The following is a 16422-nucleotide window of genomic DNA, read 5'->3' as shown; positions in this document are numbered from 1 at the left end:
GAGTGAGCACGATGAAAAAGAAAGACATTTTAGAAGCGTATCGTTGGCGTCAAGCGACGAAAGCGTTCGATGCGGATCGTAAAATCAAAGAAGAGGACATGGAGTTCATTTTAGAGACGGGACGTCTTTCGCCGAGTTCGTTCGGATTCGAGCCATGGCAATTCGTCGTGGTGCGTCGGGAAGATTTACTCCAAAAGATTAAAGATCATGCATGGGGAGCGCAAGGTCAGGCACTGACTGCCAGTCACTTTGTATTGATCCTCGCAAGAACACCGAAAGCCATGCGTTACGATTCGGACTATATTCGTCATATCGTGACGGGTGTACAGGGCCGGACGGAAGAAGAATACGCACAGCGCGTGAAACGGGTGCAGGAGTTCCAGGAGGACGACTACCGTCTCTTAGACGATGAGCGTGTCTTCCAGGAATGGATCAAGCGTCAGACATATATTCCGCTCGGAAACATGATGACGGCTGCCGCACAAATCGAGATCGATTCATGCCCAATTGAAGGGTTCAATCAAGAGGAAATCGATGAGTTGCTCATCTCAGAAGGTGTGATGGAACGTGGGGAATGGTCACTTTCAGTCATGGTCGCATTTGGGTATCGAGCGCGCGACTTTGCACCGAAAACACGTCGTGATTTTAACGAAGTCGTCAAATATATCGGATGAAAAAAAGGTCAATCGCCTCCGCGATTGACCTTTTTGAATTATTTCCAGTCTGTGATGCGGTCGACTGGGAAACGGACTGATGGGTAACCTTCTTCGGCTGCTTTCCCGATAGAGAGAAGCATGACTGGGAGGTAACGCTCTTTGTCGAGACCGAACGCTTCAGCGATGTTCGCTTTATCATATCCACCGATTGGGTTTGTGTCATATCCGTGTGCGCGTGCGACGAGCATAAGCTGCATCGCAACGAGACCTGAATCGAGCATGATGCTATCTTTGATCATTTCTTTCGGTGCATCTTTGAAGATGCCTTTGATCATGTCGACTTGACGGTCACGGACCTCAGCCGGCATCATACCGCGCTCTACTGCTGTATCGAAAATCTCTTCTGTGTAATCTGCCATCTGATAGTCGGCGAAGAGTGCGATCACAGCTGAAGATGTTTCCACTTGGCGTTTGTTGAAGCTTGCGAGCGGGAGGAGTGTTTCTTTTCCTTCTGCGCTATCGATGACGACGAAGCGCCATGGCTGTAAGTTAAGTGATGAAGGAGCTGTTGTTGCTTCTTCAAGAATTTGTGTCATTTCTTCTTTTGAAATTTTGACGTTCTCATCGTATACACGAATCGAGCGGCGTCCTTTGACAATCTCCATAAAGTCTTTTTGTGTGGCAGTGTTCATATTGTAGTCTTCCTTTCATGGTCAATAGTATCTTGTAACATCGTTAGGGATGCTAATAACTGATGTTGATCCTCTACCTTCATGTTGACAAAAAGTCGGTCCGTTAAGCACTCTTTTTGCTCAGTCCAATGTGCAATTTGTTCACGACCATCGTCTGTCAATTCGACATAGATGACACGGTTGTCTTGTTCACAGCGTCTCCGCGTGATGAGTCCTTGTGTCTCTAACTGTTTCAAGTGTCGGGTGATGGCGGCATGGTCGACATCGACGCGTTGCTGCAATTCACGTTGCCGCAATGGACCGACATGATACAAGTTGCTTAAAATGTCATAGCGGCTCAAGCTGAGCCCGTCCATTTCAGAGTCGAATAATTGCCCCAATTCTTTTTGTACGGTGATGATGTGATAGAGAATTTGATCCCGAAGCGAGCAAGAATCTCGCATGCACATCGCCTCCTCAAATCATTGATGACTCAATCATTGATGGGTCACACAATGTATAGTAAACCCATCCTGACGATATTTCAAATAAAAAGTTTTAAAAAATAGGTTGTCAAACTGTTATATAATAATCTATATTATAACCAACTGATATATAACAATGATTAAAGGAGGATGTGAACGCTTGGAACACTATGAACGACTAAATACGTATCATATTCATGAGAAACTGATTGAACTTGTGAATAAAAACGTTCTTGAACCCCATGAAATCAATGATTTTTGGGAAGGGGTCGAATCGCTTCTTGAGCGTTTCATTCCAGTGAATCAGACACTTCTGGAGCAGCGCAAGACATTCGAGCGATTGTTACAGGAGTGGTACAGTCGTCAAGACGAAGTCGATCCAACCGAGTACGAGACATTTTTAACATCGATCGGCTATATCGAACCGGTAGTCGAAGATTTTCAAATCGACGTGTCGAATGTCGATCGCGAAATCGCTCATCAAGCGGGACCGCAACTCGTCGTACCGTTAGACAATGCCAGATATGCACTCAATGCCGCCAATGCCAGATGGGGGAGTCTCTACGACGCCCTTTATGGGACGGACATGATTGACGAGGCAGACGGCATGGAAAAGGGGCGAACATATAATCCTGTTCGCGGAAATGAAGTCATTCGGTTAGCTAAACAGTTTTTGGATGACACGTTCCCACTGTCGTCCGGGTCACACAGAGACGTATCACGATATGTCGTTCGTGACGACGTCGCCTACGCGGTGATTGGAGACGAGGAGCATTTATTCGCTTATGATTCCTTCGTCGGTTATACCGGCGAACCGAACGAGTTGAAGACATTGATGCTCCAGCACCATGCCTTGCACGTCGAACTTCAATTCGACCGCGAACATCCAGTCGGCAAAGTCGATCCTGCTGGACTGATGGACATCGAGCTTGAATCAGCCCTCTCCGCTATTGTGGATTGCGAAGACTCGGTCGCAGCCGTTTGCGCAGAAGACAAAGTTCATCTGTATCGTAATTGGCTCGGTCTAATGGATGGGACGCTTGAAGCCTCGTTCCAAAAAGACGGGAAGCGACTCTCTCGGCGTTTAAACGAAGACAAGCGTTTGATTGGAAAAGGTGGGGCGGAAGTCGTCCTCCCAGGACGCGCGCTCTTGTTCATTCGGAACGTTGGACACTTGATGACGACGGACTTGATTCTTGATGCAGAAGGTCGCGAGGTACCAGAGGGGATCGTTGATGCCATCTTTACTTCATTGATTGCAAGTCGCCATCTTCATCGTCGTCTCAACTCTCGGGAAGGATCGATTTACATCGTCAAGCCGAAAATGCACGGCTCTGAAGAAGTGGCATTCACCAATGTTTTGTTTGATGCCGTGGAAAATCTGCTGGACCTTCCTCGCTATACGTTAAAAGTCGGCGTGATGGATGAAGAAAGACGAACGTCGCTCAACTTGAAAAATTGTATCGCGCAAGTAAAAGAACGGGTCGTCTTCATCAACACGGGCTTCCTTGACCGGACGGGAGACGAGATTCATTCTTCGATGACGCTCGGACCGATGCGTCGGAAGGGAGAAATGAAGACGTCACCTTGGCTCGCTGCATATGAACGGTTAAATGTATCGATCGGTCTCGAGAGTGGGTTCCATCATCAAGCACAAATCGGAAAAGGGATGTGGGCGATGCCCGATCGGATGCAGGACATGATGCGTGAAAAAGTGGCACATGTACGGTCCGGGGCAACGACGGCATGGGTGCCTTCACCGACCGCGGCGACGCTCCATGCGATGCACTATCATCAACTTGATGCTTTTGATGTACAGCGAGAATTGTTGAAACAGCCTGTTTTAAAACATGAACGACAACAGCTCCTTGAGATTCCACTCGCGACGCGCATCTATTCGCAAGAAGAGATCAAAGAAGAGCTTGAGAACAATTTGCAAGGATTGCTCGGGTACGTCGTTCGTTGGGTCGAACAAGGTGTCGGTTGTTCGAAAGTGCCGGATATTCACCATGTCGGACTGATGGAAGACCGGGCGACACTCCGAATTTCGAGCCAACACGTGGCCAACTGGTTGCATCACGGCATTTGTTCAGCAGAACAAGTCGAGGTCACCCTTTATCGGATGGCACGAGTCGTCGATGAGCAAAACGAGTCAGACTCGCATTACCGGCCGATGACACCGAACGTCGATCAATCGATCGCCTATCAGGCTGCCCACGAACTTGTATTTCATGGGTTGAAACAACCGAACGGGTACACGGAACCAATCTTGCATCGTCGTCGCCGTGAATTTATGAAACGTCAAACTGTGGAGTTAAACCTTAAAGGAGGAACCTCATCATGACAACGAAAAAAATGGAAAGCGAACAGTTGATTGAACGTTGGGTCGTCCGCCGCATCGTATCTGGAGAATCGACAGCATCTTTGGCGAATACGGCATTCGTATACGGCAACGACTTGATGCGTCTCGTCTTGGACCGGACAGATGGGTCGCTCCAAATCATGAAAGAGCCGATCGATGAAGTTGTCGTTTTCCGCAAGCCGGAAGATCGGGACGAAGAAAATGTTTGCCGTTGCTGCGGGATGGAACATTCGACGTTCAAGGCAGCGTTGGAGTGTTGTGCTTACCTTGACTAAACCATTTATTTCGCATCATCTGTTATATAACAAATTAAATTTATTGAAGTTAATATAATACAGGAGGGTATATTGATGAAAAAACGCGAAGAATTGTTGAACAGCTGGAAGTCAGAACGATTTGAAGGGGTAGAACGTCCATACTCTGTAGAAGACGTCATGAAATTACGAGGGTCTATCGTAATTGAACATACACTTGCGACAAAGGGAGCGGAACGCCTGTGGCAACTGATGCACGAGCGTGACTACGTCCATGCACTCGGTGCGTTGACAGGGAACCAGGCGATTCAGCAAGTGAAGGCAGGACTCGAAGCCATCTATTTGAGTGGTTGGCAAGTAGCGGCGGATGCGAACTTGTCAGGTCACATGTATCCGGACCAGAGTCTATATCCGGCCAACTCGGTGCCAAGTGTCGTCAAACGAATCAACCAAGCGCTTCAACGTGCTGACCAAATTCAAACGGCAGAAGGGAAAGGCGACACGCATTGGTTCGCACCGATTGTCGCGGATATGGAAGCCGGTTTTGGTGGGGTGCTCAACGTATTCGAATTGACGAAGGCGATGATTGAAGCGGGAGCTGCCGGCGTTCACCTTGAAGACCAGCTCTCGTCTGAGAAGAAATGTGGTCACCTCGGTGGGAAGGTGTTACTCCCGACGCAGACGGCTGTGAAAAACTTGATTTCGGCTCGACTCGCGGCAGACGTCATGGGTGTCCCGACAATCATCGTAGCGCGGACAGATGCGCACGCGGCGAACTTGATCACGAGCGACATCGACCCAATCGATCATCCGTTCATCATTGGAGAGCGTACGCCGGAAGGCTTCTATCGTACGGAAGCTGGTATCGAGCAAGCAATCGCTCGTGGTCTCGCTTATGCACCGTATGCAGACCTCGTCTGGTGTGAGACGTCCGAACCAGATTTGGCAGAGGCACGTCAATTTGCCGAAGCGATTCATGCGAAGTATCCAGGCAAACTTCTCGCTTACAACTGCTCGCCATCGTTCAACTGGAAGAAGAAGTTGTCAGACGAAGAGATTGCTACGTTCCAACAAGAAATCGGCGCAATGGGATACAAGTTCCAGTTCGTCACACTCGCTGGATTCCACGCGCTCAACTTCGGCATGTTCGAGCTCGCACGCGGTTACAAAGACCGTGGCATGGCAGCGTACTCAGAATTACAACAAGCAGAATTTGCGGCTGAAGTACATGGTTACACGGCGACACGTCATCAGCGTGAAGTCGGAACGGGTTACTTCGATGAAGTCTCGCTCGTCATCTCAGGTGGGCAATCATCAACGACAGCGCTCGCAGGTTCGACCGAGACTGAACAGTTTGAAACACCGTTGCATTGAGCGATGCCCCTCGACAAGAGGGGTTTTTTGTGTCCAAATTTGGAACACCTGCATCCTGTTCACTTAAATGTGACGTATTTCACATTTTTGTTGTCGAACTCTTGCTACGCTGAACATGTCAAAATGAATATGGAGGTTATGACAGATGACACAGACATTCACGGGCGATACGCACGTATCTGAAATCGTCAAACAATGCCCGCAAGCGGCAGACATTTTCAAACGGAACCGAATCGATTTTTGTTGTGGCGGCAACCGACCACTCGCTGAAGCGACTGACAAATCGAAACGGTCGACGGAAGACATTTTAGAAGAAGTTAATGCGCTCTATCAACGTAAGCAAAAGATGAACGAGAAGAGCATCGATTGGGATGCCGCTTCTTCTTCGGAATTGATTGAGCACATCATTTATAAGCATCACCAATTTTTGACGGACGAATTGCCACAGCTCACACCATATGTGACAAAAGTGTTCCGGGTCCACGGACAAAATCATCTGCACCTCGGACGCATTCATCAACTGTTCAATCAATTGAAAGTGGAACTTGAACAACATATCGTCAAAGAAGAGACAGAAGACTTCCCGACGTTGCTTCGTCACGAGACCGCACCGACAGCTGAAACGAGACGGGAGCTTGATGACATCTTGGCCTCGCTCGAGTCAGAACATGCAGCAGCCGGGGACATTTTAAAAGAGTTGCGTCACATCACAAACGACTATACGCCGCCTGAAGGAGCGTGTGGGACGTATCGTCTTGTCTATCAACGGTTAGAAGCGCTCGAATCGGATACGTTTGAACACATTCATCTCGAAAACAACATTTTATTCCCGCGGGCGCGCGCGTTCGCTTAAGCAGTGGCACACCCCTACTTACGTAGAGGTGTCTTTTTGTGACGTTTGATACAGATGGGAGGCAAATCAATCGCTACGATAAAGGGGAGGCAAAGGAGTGATTAATCATGAAACGGGTGAGTGAAGTCATTGTAGGGGTGACGGTCGCCTTATTACTAAGTCAAGTCTGGTCGAGTTCAGATTCGGAGGACACCGTGACCATTTTGGCGGCGGCAAGCTTAGGACCGGCTTTAGAAGCGGTCGAGCGACAACTTGAAGCAGAGTTCGATGGGATCGATGTTCGAGTCGTGACGAACGGGAGCGGCGCCTTGCGAGCACAAATCGATCACGGGTCTCCGGCAGATATCTTTTTAGCCGCGAGCGTTGATGATGTCGACCGACTACAAATCCCGATTCTAGAGCGGGATGCGTTCTTGTATAACGAGCTGTGGCTCGTGACACCGAAAGGGAAACCGTGCGCGGAGACATGGTACGACTTAAACGCATGTGCTCGGATCGTCATCGGTGACCCGGTCAATGTCCCGGCCGGTCGCTACGCGAAAGCGGCGCTAGAAGTGGAAGGCGTGTGGGAAGAAGTGGAACCGCGAATCATGTTCGCCCAGAATGTAAGACAAGTATTGACGCTCATCGAACAAGGCGACGCCAATGCGGGATTCGTCTATAAGACGGAACTGACGACGGACGTCGAGTCGCTTCAGTCGGTCCCGTTTGAAGCGACGGGTACGATCGCGTATCCGGCGGTCCGGTTGACGCACAACCCATACGTACACGATGTGTACGCGCGTTTGTTTGACGATGATATCCAAGCTCACTTTTTAGCGAAAGGATTTTCTAAATGACGCAACATCCACTTCAACTCACATTCGAAGTCGGGATGATGGCGACGGTGAGCGCCTTCGTCCTCGCCTTCGGAGCGGCTTATTTCATGCATCGCCGTCAATTCAAAGGAAAGCGGCTGCTCGAGACGGTGTTTTTACTGCCGCTCATCTTGCCGCCGACAGTCATCGGACTATACGCTTTGATTGTCCTCGGGAACAACGGGATCGGCGGATTGTTACCGATTACGATCTTGTTCACAAAACAGGCGAACATCATCGCATCCGCCTTGGCCGCGTTTCCGCTCATCTACCAAACGATTCGTCTCGGTCTTAAACAACTCGATGCGGAATGGTATGAGGCCGGACGCGTGCTCGGTGGGTCAGAGCGCCAACTGTTCACCTACGTGACGATTCCGCTGCTGTTACCTGCGTTGACGAGTGGGTTTGTCCTTGGTTTCGCACGGTCAATCGGCGAGTTCGGGATCACGATGATGATTGCCGGAAATATCCCGGGCGAGACGATGACGCTCGCCACAGCGATTTATGTGGCGACAATCAACGGTGATATGACCCAGGCGTTCGTCTGGAGCGGGTGGTTAGTTGGTTTGGCGTTTTTAGTCCTCTGGCTAAGTGAACGTTACGGCAAGCGTTCATATTAGTCGATCACGTCGATTTTTTTCACATAAGACCGGTTCGGAGTATTTAAGATACTCGGACCGGTCTTTTTCCAAATGTGGACGTGGTCCCCGACAGTGATTTGCTCGAACGTGGCTTTCACTTGAAACTTGAACCAGCTTACGTCTTCCGGTTCACTTTGCGCGAACAAAGTGTCAGGAGAGAGCATGGCCTCTTCTGCTGTAATTCCGCTGATGACGAGTGCGGTGCGGTCAGATTCATTTATTTCAATCACATACCCCTCGACATCTGGTTCGGTCGTCGCTCGATTGGCGAAGACGAAACCGATGGAAAAGACGACGAGCATGGCCGCGATGGTGAGGAATAACATGATTTTAAGCGATGATTTCATAAGGGAACGCCTCCTTCGTTCATTATTCTGTCACGTCTCGAATCGCTTATCTGTGAAAAAAGTAACAGTTAAGTCGAGATGTCATCTTTATGATGAAACTATGAAGTCGCTCGGAAAGAGAAGGGGGAACACATATGTCCGATCGTTATTTTTATTCGACCGCCGCAAAGTGGTCGTTCGTAGGATTCACCGTCTTGGTGCTCTCGACATGGATCGCCTCGGCAGGATTTGAGCACGTAGACATGGCGCTGTTCGGCTACTATATCGCCGCCGTCATTTGCATGATTGGGATGGTCGTCCGCTTGACGTTATTTTTTGCACGGCCGGCCACCTCACAAGTATTGAAGCGGAGCCTCAAACAAATGAAGGCAGAAAAGAAACGGGCCGGTAAAGCCGTCGCCACGACAACTGTCAATAACATCGTCTTACAGAAGTTCATCTGGGAACGTGGCTGGTACCGCTGGACCCAACATATGTTGATTGCCTGGGGATGTCTCGGGTCGTTCGCCATCACATTCGGGCTGACGTTCCAATGGATGCGGTTTGATTTGATTGATATCGAGACGTATCAGATTGTCGTCTTTAACATCCCGACCATCAAGATGGCTGCGCACGGGTTGTTCGCGGAGCTCGTCTATAACGGGTTGAACATCACCGCGCTCATGTTGCTCGTCGGCGTGCTCATGGCACTCTATCGCCGGATCAACGACCAGGACGTGAAAGTGACCCAGCGGTTCGAATTTGATATTTTACCGCTCCTCATGTTGCTCATCGTCACTGTCTCGGGGTTGTTGTTGACCGTTTCGTACGTGTTCTTCGGAGGCTTCATCCATCACGAGCTCGCCTTGTTCCATCAATTGACCGTCATCATCTTTTTATGTTACTTCCCGTTCGGTAAACTGTTCCACTTGCCGGTCCGACCGATGGCGGCCAGCGTCCCGATGAACTACCGGGAAGTCGAAGCGGATGAGACCCGTGTCTGCGCCGGGTGCGGGACACGTTATGCGACGGACAATCAAGTCGAGGACGTCCAAGCGATTTTGCAAGCACAGACGATCCAGCTCGGGCTCAGTGACGGGACCCAGCTCTCCGATTACTGCCAACCGTGTCGACGTTCGATGCGTGTGAAGATGCAATTGAACTTGATGAACGGACAGTTACCGACACACCCGGTCGATACGAACACAGGCATGTCGATGCCAGGATTCGGCCGACCGAAGAAGACGAAAGGTGAGGCAAAAGATGAGACACCTGTGCGTTAAGTGCGGCGAACCGACCGGCACGCTTGAAGAGATTGAACAAGTGAAACAATTGCTCGAAGGGTCGGACCAACTCGTGAAAGTCGATGCGGCGCACACGGTCCAAGACCTCTGTCACGGCTGTCGTCGTCGGGCCCGGCTCGATTCGGCGCTCGGACGGCCTGGAAGTGACGGGATGCATTATCCGCTTCAAACGATTAACGGCTATCACGTCAGTGGATTTTCAAAACGAAGAGCGGAAACGTTCTATGGAGGGGAAGACGATGAGTGACTTTTTAACGTCGCCAGAAGTACAGAACTTAATCAAACCAGGCGAAAAATTGATTACAACCCATTGCTGTTACTGTGGCATGCAGTGCGGCATGCATATCCGGGTCGATGAGAAAACCGGGGCCGTCAAAGGCGTTGAACCACGCTACGATTTCCCAGTCAATAAAGGAAAACTTTGTCCGAAAGGCGTCACGGCCTATCAAACGATCGAACATCCGGACCGCATCATGACTCCGCTCATCAAACGGAACGGCAAGTTTGAAAAAGCGACATGGGAAGAAGCGCTCGACGTGATCGAAGCAAACTTTAAACGCATTCAACGAGAGCATGGGAAAGATGCGGTGTCCGTCTTCGGCGGCGTCTCGATGACGAATGAAAAATGTTACCTCGTCGGGAAGTATGCCCGGGTCGCACTCGGCACACGGTTCATCGATTACAACGGTCGCTTCTGCATGTCGTCAGCTGCCGGCGGTTTCTTGAAGACACTTGGGATTGACCGCGGAGCGACGCTTCCATGGACGGAGTTCGAGCACGTCGACACATTCTTTGTCGCCGGTTCGAATATCGCCGAATGTCATCCGACGACGACGCAACATATTTGGAAGGCGAAAGACAAAGGCGCAAAAATCATCGTCGCCGACCCGCGTGAAATTCCGATGGCGCGCGTCGCCGATGTCCATCTCGATTTGAAGCCAGGGACGGATGCGGCGCTTGCGATGGGACTGCTCAATTTTTTAGTCGAACACGATTATGTTGATCAAGCGTACGTGGATGAGCGTTGCGATAACTATGAAGAATTGAAAGCGTCAGTCCGAGACTGGACGCTCGAACGGACGAGTGAGGTGACCGGTGTCGCCATCGAAAAACTCGAGAAGGCCGGTCATATTTATGGGAAGAGCCCACGTTCGGTCATGTTGTTCGCTCGCGGCGTCGAACAACAGTCAAAAGGCGTCGACAATGTCTCGCTCTATACGTCGATGGCGCTCTTACGAGGCATGATTGGGAAGTTTGCTTCGGGCGTCGCCACGATGACGGGGCAAGGGAACGGGCAGGGTGGACGAGAACATGGACAAAAAGCAGACCTGTTACCAGGCTACCGAAAATTAACTGATCCGAAAGCCATTGAATATGTGAGCGGGGTTTGGGGCATCGATCCTTCCGAGATGCCAAAACCAGGTGTGTCCGCGTTCGAAATGTTCGATGAGATTCAAGCGGGAACGATTCGGGCGATGCACCTCATGTGTTCGAACCCAGCCGTTTCGGCACCGAACCTTCCGTACGTGTGGGACAGTTTCAACAAACTCGATTTCTTCGTCGTTAGTGACTTCTTCATGTCGGAATCTTGTGAGTTCGCTGATGTCGTCTTACCGGCTTGTTCGTGGGCCGAAGACGAAGGGACGACGACAAACTTAGAAGGACGAGTCATTCGGATCCGGAAAGTGCGCGAACCGCTCGGGGATTCGCTTCCAGACTGGGAAATCATGAAGCGGATCGCTGAGCGGATGGGACGCGGACAGTACTTCCCGTATGAGACGGCGCGTGACATCTGGGAAGAGTTCCGCATCGCGACGAAAGGTGGAGCGGCTGACTACTCTGGGATCACATGGGAACGAATCGACGACGAGTATGGTGTCTTTTGGCCATGTCCGTCCGAAGATCATCCCGGCACACCGACGATGTTCAAAGAACGGTTTGGAACGGCGAATGGAAAAGCAAATTTGCCTGTCGTCACATATCGGCCGGCCGGTGAATATGCGAATGAAGAATATCCGGTCACGCTCACGACAGGTCGGGTCGTCTTCCATTACTTATCGGGCAATCAGACGCGCCGTGTCGACTTCTTGAGCACGATGTCAAAACTGCCGTTCGTGGAGATCCATCCGGAGTTAGCATCAAGTTATGGCCTTCAAACGGGCGACAAAGTCGAGCTTCGCACACGTCGCGGGTCGATTGTCGTCGAAGCACGTTTGACGAAGGCGATTCGAAAAGATACGGTCTTCGTCCCTTATCATTGGGGCAAGGAGCTTGCCATCAATCAATTGACGAACCCGTGTCTCGATCCGATGTCACGCATGCCGGAGTTCAAGGTATGTGCGGTACAAATGAAAAAGTTACCGGCCAACACCCCGTTACACATTAATCCGTTGACGGTCCCGCTCGGATCAAGCGTGCCGTTCATGGCGGACCATGCGATTGCGACGAGCTGTCACGTCATGGATGAGGAGGTTCATACGAAATGAATAAGGTCATGTATTTAGAGTTTGAACGTTGTATCGGCTGTCGGGCCTGTCAGGCAGCTTGCCGCGAATGCGGGGACCACGAGGGGCTCGAGCGCAACTATGTGGATTATATCGATTTCTCGGAGAACCGTCAGACGTTCCCGATGATCTGTATGCAGTGTAAAAATCCGGCTTGTGCTCAAGTATGTCCGGCGAATGCGATTCAAATCACGCCAGAGGGCGTCGTGTTATCGGCTTCAGAAGAAAAATGTATCGGCTGCCGGAACTGTACGTTCGCTTGTCCGTTCGGGATTCCGAAGTTCGACTTTGAGAAGAATAAGATGTATAAGTGCGACATGTGTTACGACCGCTCCAAACATGATATCGCGCCGATGTGTGCGTCGGTTTGTCCGTCGGATGCGATTCGCTTCATCGACCATGACGAGATGATGCAACTCCGTCGTCAACGCGTCCAAATGAACATGATCGAAGGGAAAAAGCCTTCGCAAGACGATAAATGGAATTACGTCCCTGAATTCTTTGGCGTCTATTCCGATTGAGATGGAAAGGAAGATGACTTATGTCGAATGAATCAAAAGACCGGGAACGCTTATCCGAACTCGTCGATAACTTGAGTCGGGCCGATGACGTGAAACTGAATCGACGGGCGTTCATCAAATCAACGTTCGGCGCAGGTATCGCACTCGGTCTCGCGACTATCCCGTTCAATATCGCGGCCTTCGTTCGAAGCGAGCCGAGAACCGACCGTCAGTTCATCACGACGGTCGAGGCGCTAGAGCGCGGGAAATCACTCGAATTTGAATATCCGGGTACGGAACCATCGTTGCTCGTTCATTTAAAGAATGGTGAATTCGTCGCCTATAACAACAAATGCACTCATCTGCAGTGCCCAGTGTTTTATGTGGAGGAAGAAGATGTTCTTCTTTGTCCGTGCCATCGTGGTTACTTCGGTGTCGACGGCCAACCACAGGCCGGTCCGCCGCAGCGGGAACTCCCTAAAATCTTGCTTGAAATCGAGAACGGGAAGATTTTTGCGGTCGGAAGAGAGATTCATCATGGGGCGTAACGGTTGGAGTTTAATCGGATTGGTCATATTGCTCGCGACGAACATGATACTCTTGCAATATACAATTGAGAGCTACATGGTGTATAATCACGCCTCGATGCGACTGTATATGATCATCGCCGTCATCAATGTCGGATTGATCGGCTTATTATATCGATATTGGAAAAAAATTGAATATCGTACGAAAGAATAGTCCTCCCCTTGAAACGCTTCCAAATGTTGATTGCGTTTCGAGGGGGGTTGTGTTTAGAATGAAGGCAAGCTTTCATATGGCGCAACGTGTTTTAAGGAAGGTCGGTGGAAATGGCTCATTCAAGTAAAGCGATGGTGCTCGAGGAAACAAAAAAATTGGCACATCGAATCATTCATGTCCCAAAAGGCGGTTTTCTGTTCCGAGAACAAGAAGACGCAGCTGAATTTTATATTGTAAAGAGTGGACTGATTCAAATTTCGAAATTGACGGAAAATGGAAAAGAATTGACGTTACGTTGTTTAAGCGCTGAGGCTTGTTGCGGAGAGTTGACGTTATTCGCAATCGAACCAAAATATTTATTTAACGCCAAGGCGTTAGAAGATAGTGAAATTTACGCGGTCAAAATCGAGCGTATTGAAACGATGATTTTGTCGTCGAACCCGGAATTCGTCCGCGAGTTCATGGTCATGATCAACGAACATATGCGGAAACAGCATACGAAATTTAGAGACTTGGTGCTGAACGGGAAAAAAGGAGCGCTCTACTCGACGCTCATTCGTATGGCGAACAGCTATGGGGTGGAAGTCGAAGACGGCATTCTCATCGACTTGAAACTGAAAAACCAAGAGCTCGCCAACTATTGCGGGACATCGCGTGAACGCGTGAATCGAATGTTGAACGAGCTCGCCCAAGAAGGGATTATTTCACTCCCTTCCCGTCAAATCATTATCCATGACCTCGACCGGTTGAAACTGCTCAACCATTGTGAGGACTGTCCGGTCTCGGTCTGTGTCATCGATTGATCACATTACGGCGGCAAGCGATAGCTCGCCTTCAAAATGCTCCAATCCATCGGTCTCGATTGTACAGGCCGATACATAAAACTCGCCATTTTCCATCAATTCATAAGACCGGAGCACGCCTTCGGCTAGCTTGATCCCGTTGGCACGGACCTCGACGACGACACCTTCCATCGAGCGGACACGCGCTGCAGATAAAAAGTCGAGCCATCGTTTGAAATGGCGATAAACGGTGACCGTGGTCCCGTCCCCTAAGTAACCGATAACTGCCTGGGTATCATCGATCGTCACGTCATGGTGAGTGTCGATCCGAACGAGCAAGGTGTGCAGCGCTTCTAGTTCTTCTAACGGACTTTCAAGTGGGAATGTGATATCGAGCCCCGTTTCGGTGAACGCAGCCTCGGCGATCGCGACGCCGAAGACACGGAACACGTGGGCCCCGTCTTGACTGAAGAAATATGGTTGTAGCGCCAAGCGAACTTCGGGCGCACAGTGGATTTGAATGAGATGTGACAAATTAATCCCTCCTCTATTCCTTATCGTAAGGAATCGGGGAGGGTTTTTCTGTGTTCAATGTCACAGAAACAAAAGATAGGCGATTTTGTCACAGATTGATGACAGGGTGAGAAAAAAACGCAAGATGCGAAATAAGTGTGAAAGAAGGCACACTTTTTTTAGGGGGTGGCCGATAGGATGAGATTAGGGTACGAATTGAACCGTTAAGAGGAGGAATAGACTATGCAACAATTAGACAAAGGGTCACACGCACTCGCGGAGTGGAAGCCAGAGGATGTGGGATTCTGGGAAGGAACGGGAAAACAAGTCGCCAATCGGAACTTGCTCGTTTCGGTCCCGGCACTGACGCTTGCATTCATCGTCTGGCAAATGTGGTCGGTCGCGGCCGTCCAATTGAATTCGATCGGGTTTAGCTTTACGCAAGGCCAGCTGTTCACGTTGGCCGCCCTACCTGGACTCGTCGGGGCGACGTTGCGCTTTTTCTATACGTTCGCAAACAGTATATTCGGCGGTCGGAACTGGACGATCTTCTCGACATCGATTTTGTTGTTGCCGCTCCTAGGCATCGCCTATGCCGTTCAAAACGTCAATACGCCGTATTGGGTATTCATGATTTTGGCCGCACTTTGCGGACTAGGCGGCGGAAACTTCTCGTCATCAAACGCCAACATCGGCGCGTTTTATCCGAAAGCGAAAAAAGGGACGGCGCTAGGGATTAACGGAGGCATCGGGAACTTGGGCGTCTCGCTCGTCCAATTGATCACACCGCTCGTCATCACGACAAGTATTTTCGGGTTCATCGGCGGGAACGCCCTCGTGACCGAGACCGGCGAAGAGATTTGGCTTCAAAACGCCGCGCTCCTTTGGGTCGTGCCGACCATCATTTTGACGGTCTGCGCATACTTGTTCATGGATAACTTACCGACCGCGCGTCAATCGCTTCGTGAACAGGCGAGCGTGTTTAAAGACAAACATTTTTGGATTCAAACGTTGCTCTACACGGCGGCGTTCGGTTCCTTCATTGGATATGCCGCAGCGTTCCCGATGATTTTAAAGTTAAAGTTCCCTGAGTCGGACTTGATGGCGCTCGCCTTCCTTGGTGCATTCCTTGGCGCCTCTTCGCGTCCGTTTGGAGGCTGGATCAGTGATAAGATCGGAGCGGCCAAAGTGACATTAATCGTGTTCGGAATCATGGCGCTCGGTACGATCAGTGTCATCATGGCCATCACGAACAGCAACTTGACGATGTTTTTCATCTCCTTCGTCGTCTTGTTCATCGCAACAGGACTCAACTCTGGAGCGACGTTCGCGATGATTCCCCACGTATTCGTGGCGACGAAGACACCGGCCGTCGTCGGATTCTCGGCAGCGTTTGCTGCTTACGGAGCCTTCTTCATTCCGAAGATGTTCGGTTGGTCGCTCGAGCTCGTCGGTTCGTTCAACGGTGCGTTGTTCGTCATGCTAGGGCTCTATGCGATCTCGATTGCCACCACAATTTATTATTACTTGCGCAGCGGTGCTGAGAAGCCGATTCGCTGACAAATCGACGCAGGGACTGTGAGGGTCCCTGCTGTCGTT

General features: G+C 50.3%; 19 protein-coding genes. 15 read left to right on the top strand and 4 right to left on the bottom strand.

Translation table 11 applies throughout. The features are described from left to right. Nucleotides 1-11 precede the first annotated feature (11 nt). Entirely contained in the window at nt 12-674 is a 663-nt protein-coding gene (locus tag KNO79_RS11585; RefSeq protein ID WP_078146065.1) for an NAD(P)H-dependent oxidoreductase, read from the top strand. A gap of 38 nt (nt 675-712) precedes the next feature. Here the strand turns inward: KNO79_RS11585 and KNO79_RS11580 are convergent, their stop codons facing one another. Continuing rightward, nucleotides 713-1348, bottom strand: coding sequence for a nitroreductase family protein (locus KNO79_RS11580; protein ID WP_015880377.1), 636 nt, complete (start codon nt 1346-1348; stop codon nt 713-715). After that, nucleotides 1345-1791, bottom strand: coding sequence for a MarR family winged helix-turn-helix transcriptional regulator (locus KNO79_RS11575; protein WP_214691358.1), 447 nt, complete (start codon nt 1789-1791; stop codon nt 1345-1347). Before KNO79_RS11575 ends, KNO79_RS11580 begins: the two co-directional genes overlap by 4 nt. Nucleotides 1792-1972: 181 nt before the next feature. Here KNO79_RS11575 and KNO79_RS11570 point away from each other — a divergent pair, with 181 nt between their 5' ends. From KNO79_RS11570 to modB, 6 genes are all read left to right on the top strand, one after another. Next, nucleotides 1973-4156, top strand: a complete 2184-nt coding sequence (locus KNO79_RS11570) for a malate synthase G (protein WP_251127155.1) — start codon at nt 1973-1975, stop codon at nt 4154-4156. Continuing rightward, nucleotides 4153-4449, top strand: coding sequence for a hypothetical protein (locus KNO79_RS11565; protein ID WP_031424308.1), 297 nt, complete (start codon nt 4153-4155; stop codon nt 4447-4449). The genes KNO79_RS11570 and KNO79_RS11565 overlap by 4 nt, the downstream gene beginning before the upstream one ends. A gap of 75 nt (nt 4450-4524) precedes the next feature. Continuing rightward, nucleotides 4525-5802: an isocitrate lyase gene (gene aceA / locus KNO79_RS11560; RefSeq protein WP_015880381.1), complete on the top strand. Its 1278-nt coding sequence runs from the start codon at nt 4525-4527 to the stop codon at nt 5800-5802. Between the two features lie 145 nt (nt 5803-5947). Then, nucleotides 5948-6655: an iron-sulfur cluster repair di-iron protein gene (ric, locus tag KNO79_RS11555; RefSeq protein WP_214691356.1), complete on the top strand. Its 708-nt coding sequence runs from the start codon at nt 5948-5950 to the stop codon at nt 6653-6655. A 107-nt stretch (nt 6656-6762) separates the two neighbouring features. Then, nucleotides 6763-7494 carry a molybdate ABC transporter substrate-binding protein gene (modA, locus tag KNO79_RS11550; protein ID WP_015880383.1) on the top strand — a complete coding sequence of 244 codons (732 nt, stop codon included), beginning with the start codon at nt 6763-6765 and terminating at the stop codon, nt 7492-7494. Beyond that, on the top strand, nt 7491-8132 hold the full coding sequence (gene modB, locus KNO79_RS11545) for a molybdate ABC transporter permease subunit (RefSeq protein WP_214691355.1): 642 nt from the start codon (nt 7491-7493) through the stop codon (nt 8130-8132). Before modA ends, modB begins: the two co-directional genes overlap by 4 nt. Here the strand turns inward: modB and KNO79_RS11540 are convergent. Further along, nucleotides 8129-8500, bottom strand: a complete 372-nt coding sequence (locus KNO79_RS11540; protein WP_015880385.1) for a DUF3221 domain-containing protein — start codon at nt 8498-8500, stop codon at nt 8129-8131. The genes modB and KNO79_RS11540 overlap by 4 nt on opposite strands. Nucleotides 8501-8634: 134 nt before the next feature. Between KNO79_RS11540 and KNO79_RS11535 the strand changes: the two genes are divergently transcribed. The 7 genes from KNO79_RS11535 (at nt 8635) to KNO79_RS11505 (ending at nt 14331) form a co-directional block, all read left to right on the top strand. Continuing rightward, nucleotides 8635-9762: an MFS transporter gene (locus KNO79_RS11535; protein ID WP_214691354.1), complete on the top strand. Its 1128-nt coding sequence runs from the start codon at nt 8635-8637 to the stop codon at nt 9760-9762. Continuing rightward, nucleotides 9743-10030 (top strand): hypothetical protein, encoded by a 288-nt coding sequence (locus tag KNO79_RS11530; RefSeq protein ID WP_034780588.1) that lies wholly within the window; start codon nt 9743-9745, stop codon nt 10028-10030. The genes KNO79_RS11535 and KNO79_RS11530 overlap by 20 nt, the downstream gene beginning before the upstream one ends. Next, on the top strand, nt 10023-12269 hold the full coding sequence (locus KNO79_RS11525) for a molybdopterin oxidoreductase family protein (protein WP_015880387.1): 2247 nt from the start codon (nt 10023-10025) through the stop codon (nt 12267-12269). Before KNO79_RS11530 ends, KNO79_RS11525 begins: the two co-directional genes overlap by 8 nt. Next, nucleotides 12266-12808 carry a 4Fe-4S dicluster domain-containing protein gene (locus KNO79_RS11520; protein WP_015880388.1) on the top strand — a complete coding sequence of 181 codons (543 nt, stop codon included), beginning with the start codon at nt 12266-12268 and terminating at the stop codon, nt 12806-12808. The genes KNO79_RS11525 and KNO79_RS11520 overlap by 4 nt, the downstream gene beginning before the upstream one ends. A 20-nt stretch (nt 12809-12828) precedes the next feature. Next, a complete protein-coding gene (locus tag KNO79_RS11515; protein ID WP_015880389.1) occupies nt 12829-13335 on the top strand; it encodes a QcrA and Rieske domain-containing protein in 507 nt (168 codons plus the stop codon). Then, entirely contained in the window at nt 13325-13528 is a 204-nt protein-coding gene (locus tag KNO79_RS11510) for a hypothetical protein (RefSeq protein WP_015880390.1), read from the top strand. Before KNO79_RS11515 ends, KNO79_RS11510 begins: the two co-directional genes overlap by 11 nt. A 110-nt stretch (nt 13529-13638) precedes the next feature. Continuing rightward, nucleotides 13639-14331 carry a Crp/Fnr family transcriptional regulator gene (locus KNO79_RS11505; protein WP_034780597.1) on the top strand — a complete coding sequence of 231 codons (693 nt, stop codon included), beginning with the start codon at nt 13639-13641 and terminating at the stop codon, nt 14329-14331. Here the strand turns inward: KNO79_RS11505 and KNO79_RS11500 are convergent, their stop codons facing one another. Then, a complete protein-coding gene (locus KNO79_RS11500) occupies nt 14332-14844 on the bottom strand; it encodes a hypothetical protein (protein ID WP_214691353.1) in 513 nt (170 codons plus the stop codon). It abuts the gene before it with no gap. A 222-nt stretch (nt 14845-15066) separates the two neighbouring features. On the opposite strand from KNO79_RS11500, the gene KNO79_RS11495 reads away from it, so the two are divergent. Next, a complete protein-coding gene (locus tag KNO79_RS11495; RefSeq protein WP_211781932.1) occupies nt 15067-16383 on the top strand; it encodes an MFS transporter in 1317 nt (438 codons plus the stop codon). Nucleotides 16384-16422: the final 39 nt, after the last annotated feature.

Source organism: Exiguobacterium sp. s43 (assembly GCF_018617255.1).
GTDB lineage: Bacteria > Bacillota > Bacilli > Exiguobacteriales > Exiguobacteriaceae > Exiguobacterium > Exiguobacterium profundum.
The sequence above is the reverse complement of the archived record's forward strand: the minus strand, read 5'-3'. Positions and strand labels throughout refer to the sequence as shown.

What these genes read in the sequence shown, in the direction of transcription:
- KNO79_RS11585 (WP_078146065.1), top strand. Translation starts at nt 12, where the DNA reads ATGAAAAAGAAAGACATTTTAGAAGCGTATCGTTGGCGTCAAGCGACG.
- KNO79_RS11580 (WP_015880377.1), bottom strand. Translation starts at nt 1,348, where the DNA reads ATGAACACTGCCACACAAAAAGACTTTATGGAGATTGTCAAAGGACGC.
- KNO79_RS11575 (WP_214691358.1), bottom strand. Translation starts at nt 1,791, where the DNA reads ATGCGAGATTCTTGCTCGCTTCGGGATCAAATTCTCTATCACATCATC.
- KNO79_RS11565 (WP_031424308.1), top strand. Translation starts at nt 4,153, where the DNA reads ATGACAACGAAAAAAATGGAAAGCGAACAGTTGATTGAACGTTGGGTC.
- aceA (WP_015880381.1), top strand. Translation starts at nt 4,525, where the DNA reads ATGAAAAAACGCGAAGAATTGTTGAACAGCTGGAAGTCAGAACGATTT.
- ric (WP_214691356.1), top strand. Translation starts at nt 5,948, where the DNA reads ATGACACAGACATTCACGGGCGATACGCACGTATCTGAAATCGTCAAA.
- modA (WP_015880383.1), top strand. Translation starts at nt 6,763, where the DNA reads ATGAAACGGGTGAGTGAAGTCATTGTAGGGGTGACGGTCGCCTTATTA.
- modB (WP_214691355.1), top strand. Translation starts at nt 7,491, where the DNA reads ATGACGCAACATCCACTTCAACTCACATTCGAAGTCGGGATGATGGCG.
- KNO79_RS11540 (WP_015880385.1), bottom strand. Translation starts at nt 8,500, where the DNA reads ATGAAATCATCGCTTAAAATCATGTTATTCCTCACCATCGCGGCCATG.
- KNO79_RS11535 (WP_214691354.1), top strand. Translation starts at nt 8,635, where the DNA reads ATGTCCGATCGTTATTTTTATTCGACCGCCGCAAAGTGGTCGTTCGTA.
- KNO79_RS11530 (WP_034780588.1), top strand. Translation starts at nt 9,743, where the DNA reads ATGAGACACCTGTGCGTTAAGTGCGGCGAACCGACCGGCACGCTTGAA.
- KNO79_RS11525 (WP_015880387.1), top strand. Translation starts at nt 10,023, where the DNA reads ATGAGTGACTTTTTAACGTCGCCAGAAGTACAGAACTTAATCAAACCA.
- KNO79_RS11520 (WP_015880388.1), top strand. Translation starts at nt 12,266, where the DNA reads ATGAATAAGGTCATGTATTTAGAGTTTGAACGTTGTATCGGCTGTCGG.
- KNO79_RS11515 (WP_015880389.1), top strand. Translation starts at nt 12,829, where the DNA reads ATGTCGAATGAATCAAAAGACCGGGAACGCTTATCCGAACTCGTCGAT.
- KNO79_RS11510 (WP_015880390.1), top strand. Translation starts at nt 13,325, where the DNA reads ATGGGGCGTAACGGTTGGAGTTTAATCGGATTGGTCATATTGCTCGCG.
- KNO79_RS11505 (WP_034780597.1), top strand. Translation starts at nt 13,639, where the DNA reads ATGGCTCATTCAAGTAAAGCGATGGTGCTCGAGGAAACAAAAAAATTG.
- KNO79_RS11495 (WP_211781932.1), top strand. Translation starts at nt 15,067, where the DNA reads ATGCAACAATTAGACAAAGGGTCACACGCACTCGCGGAGTGGAAGCCA.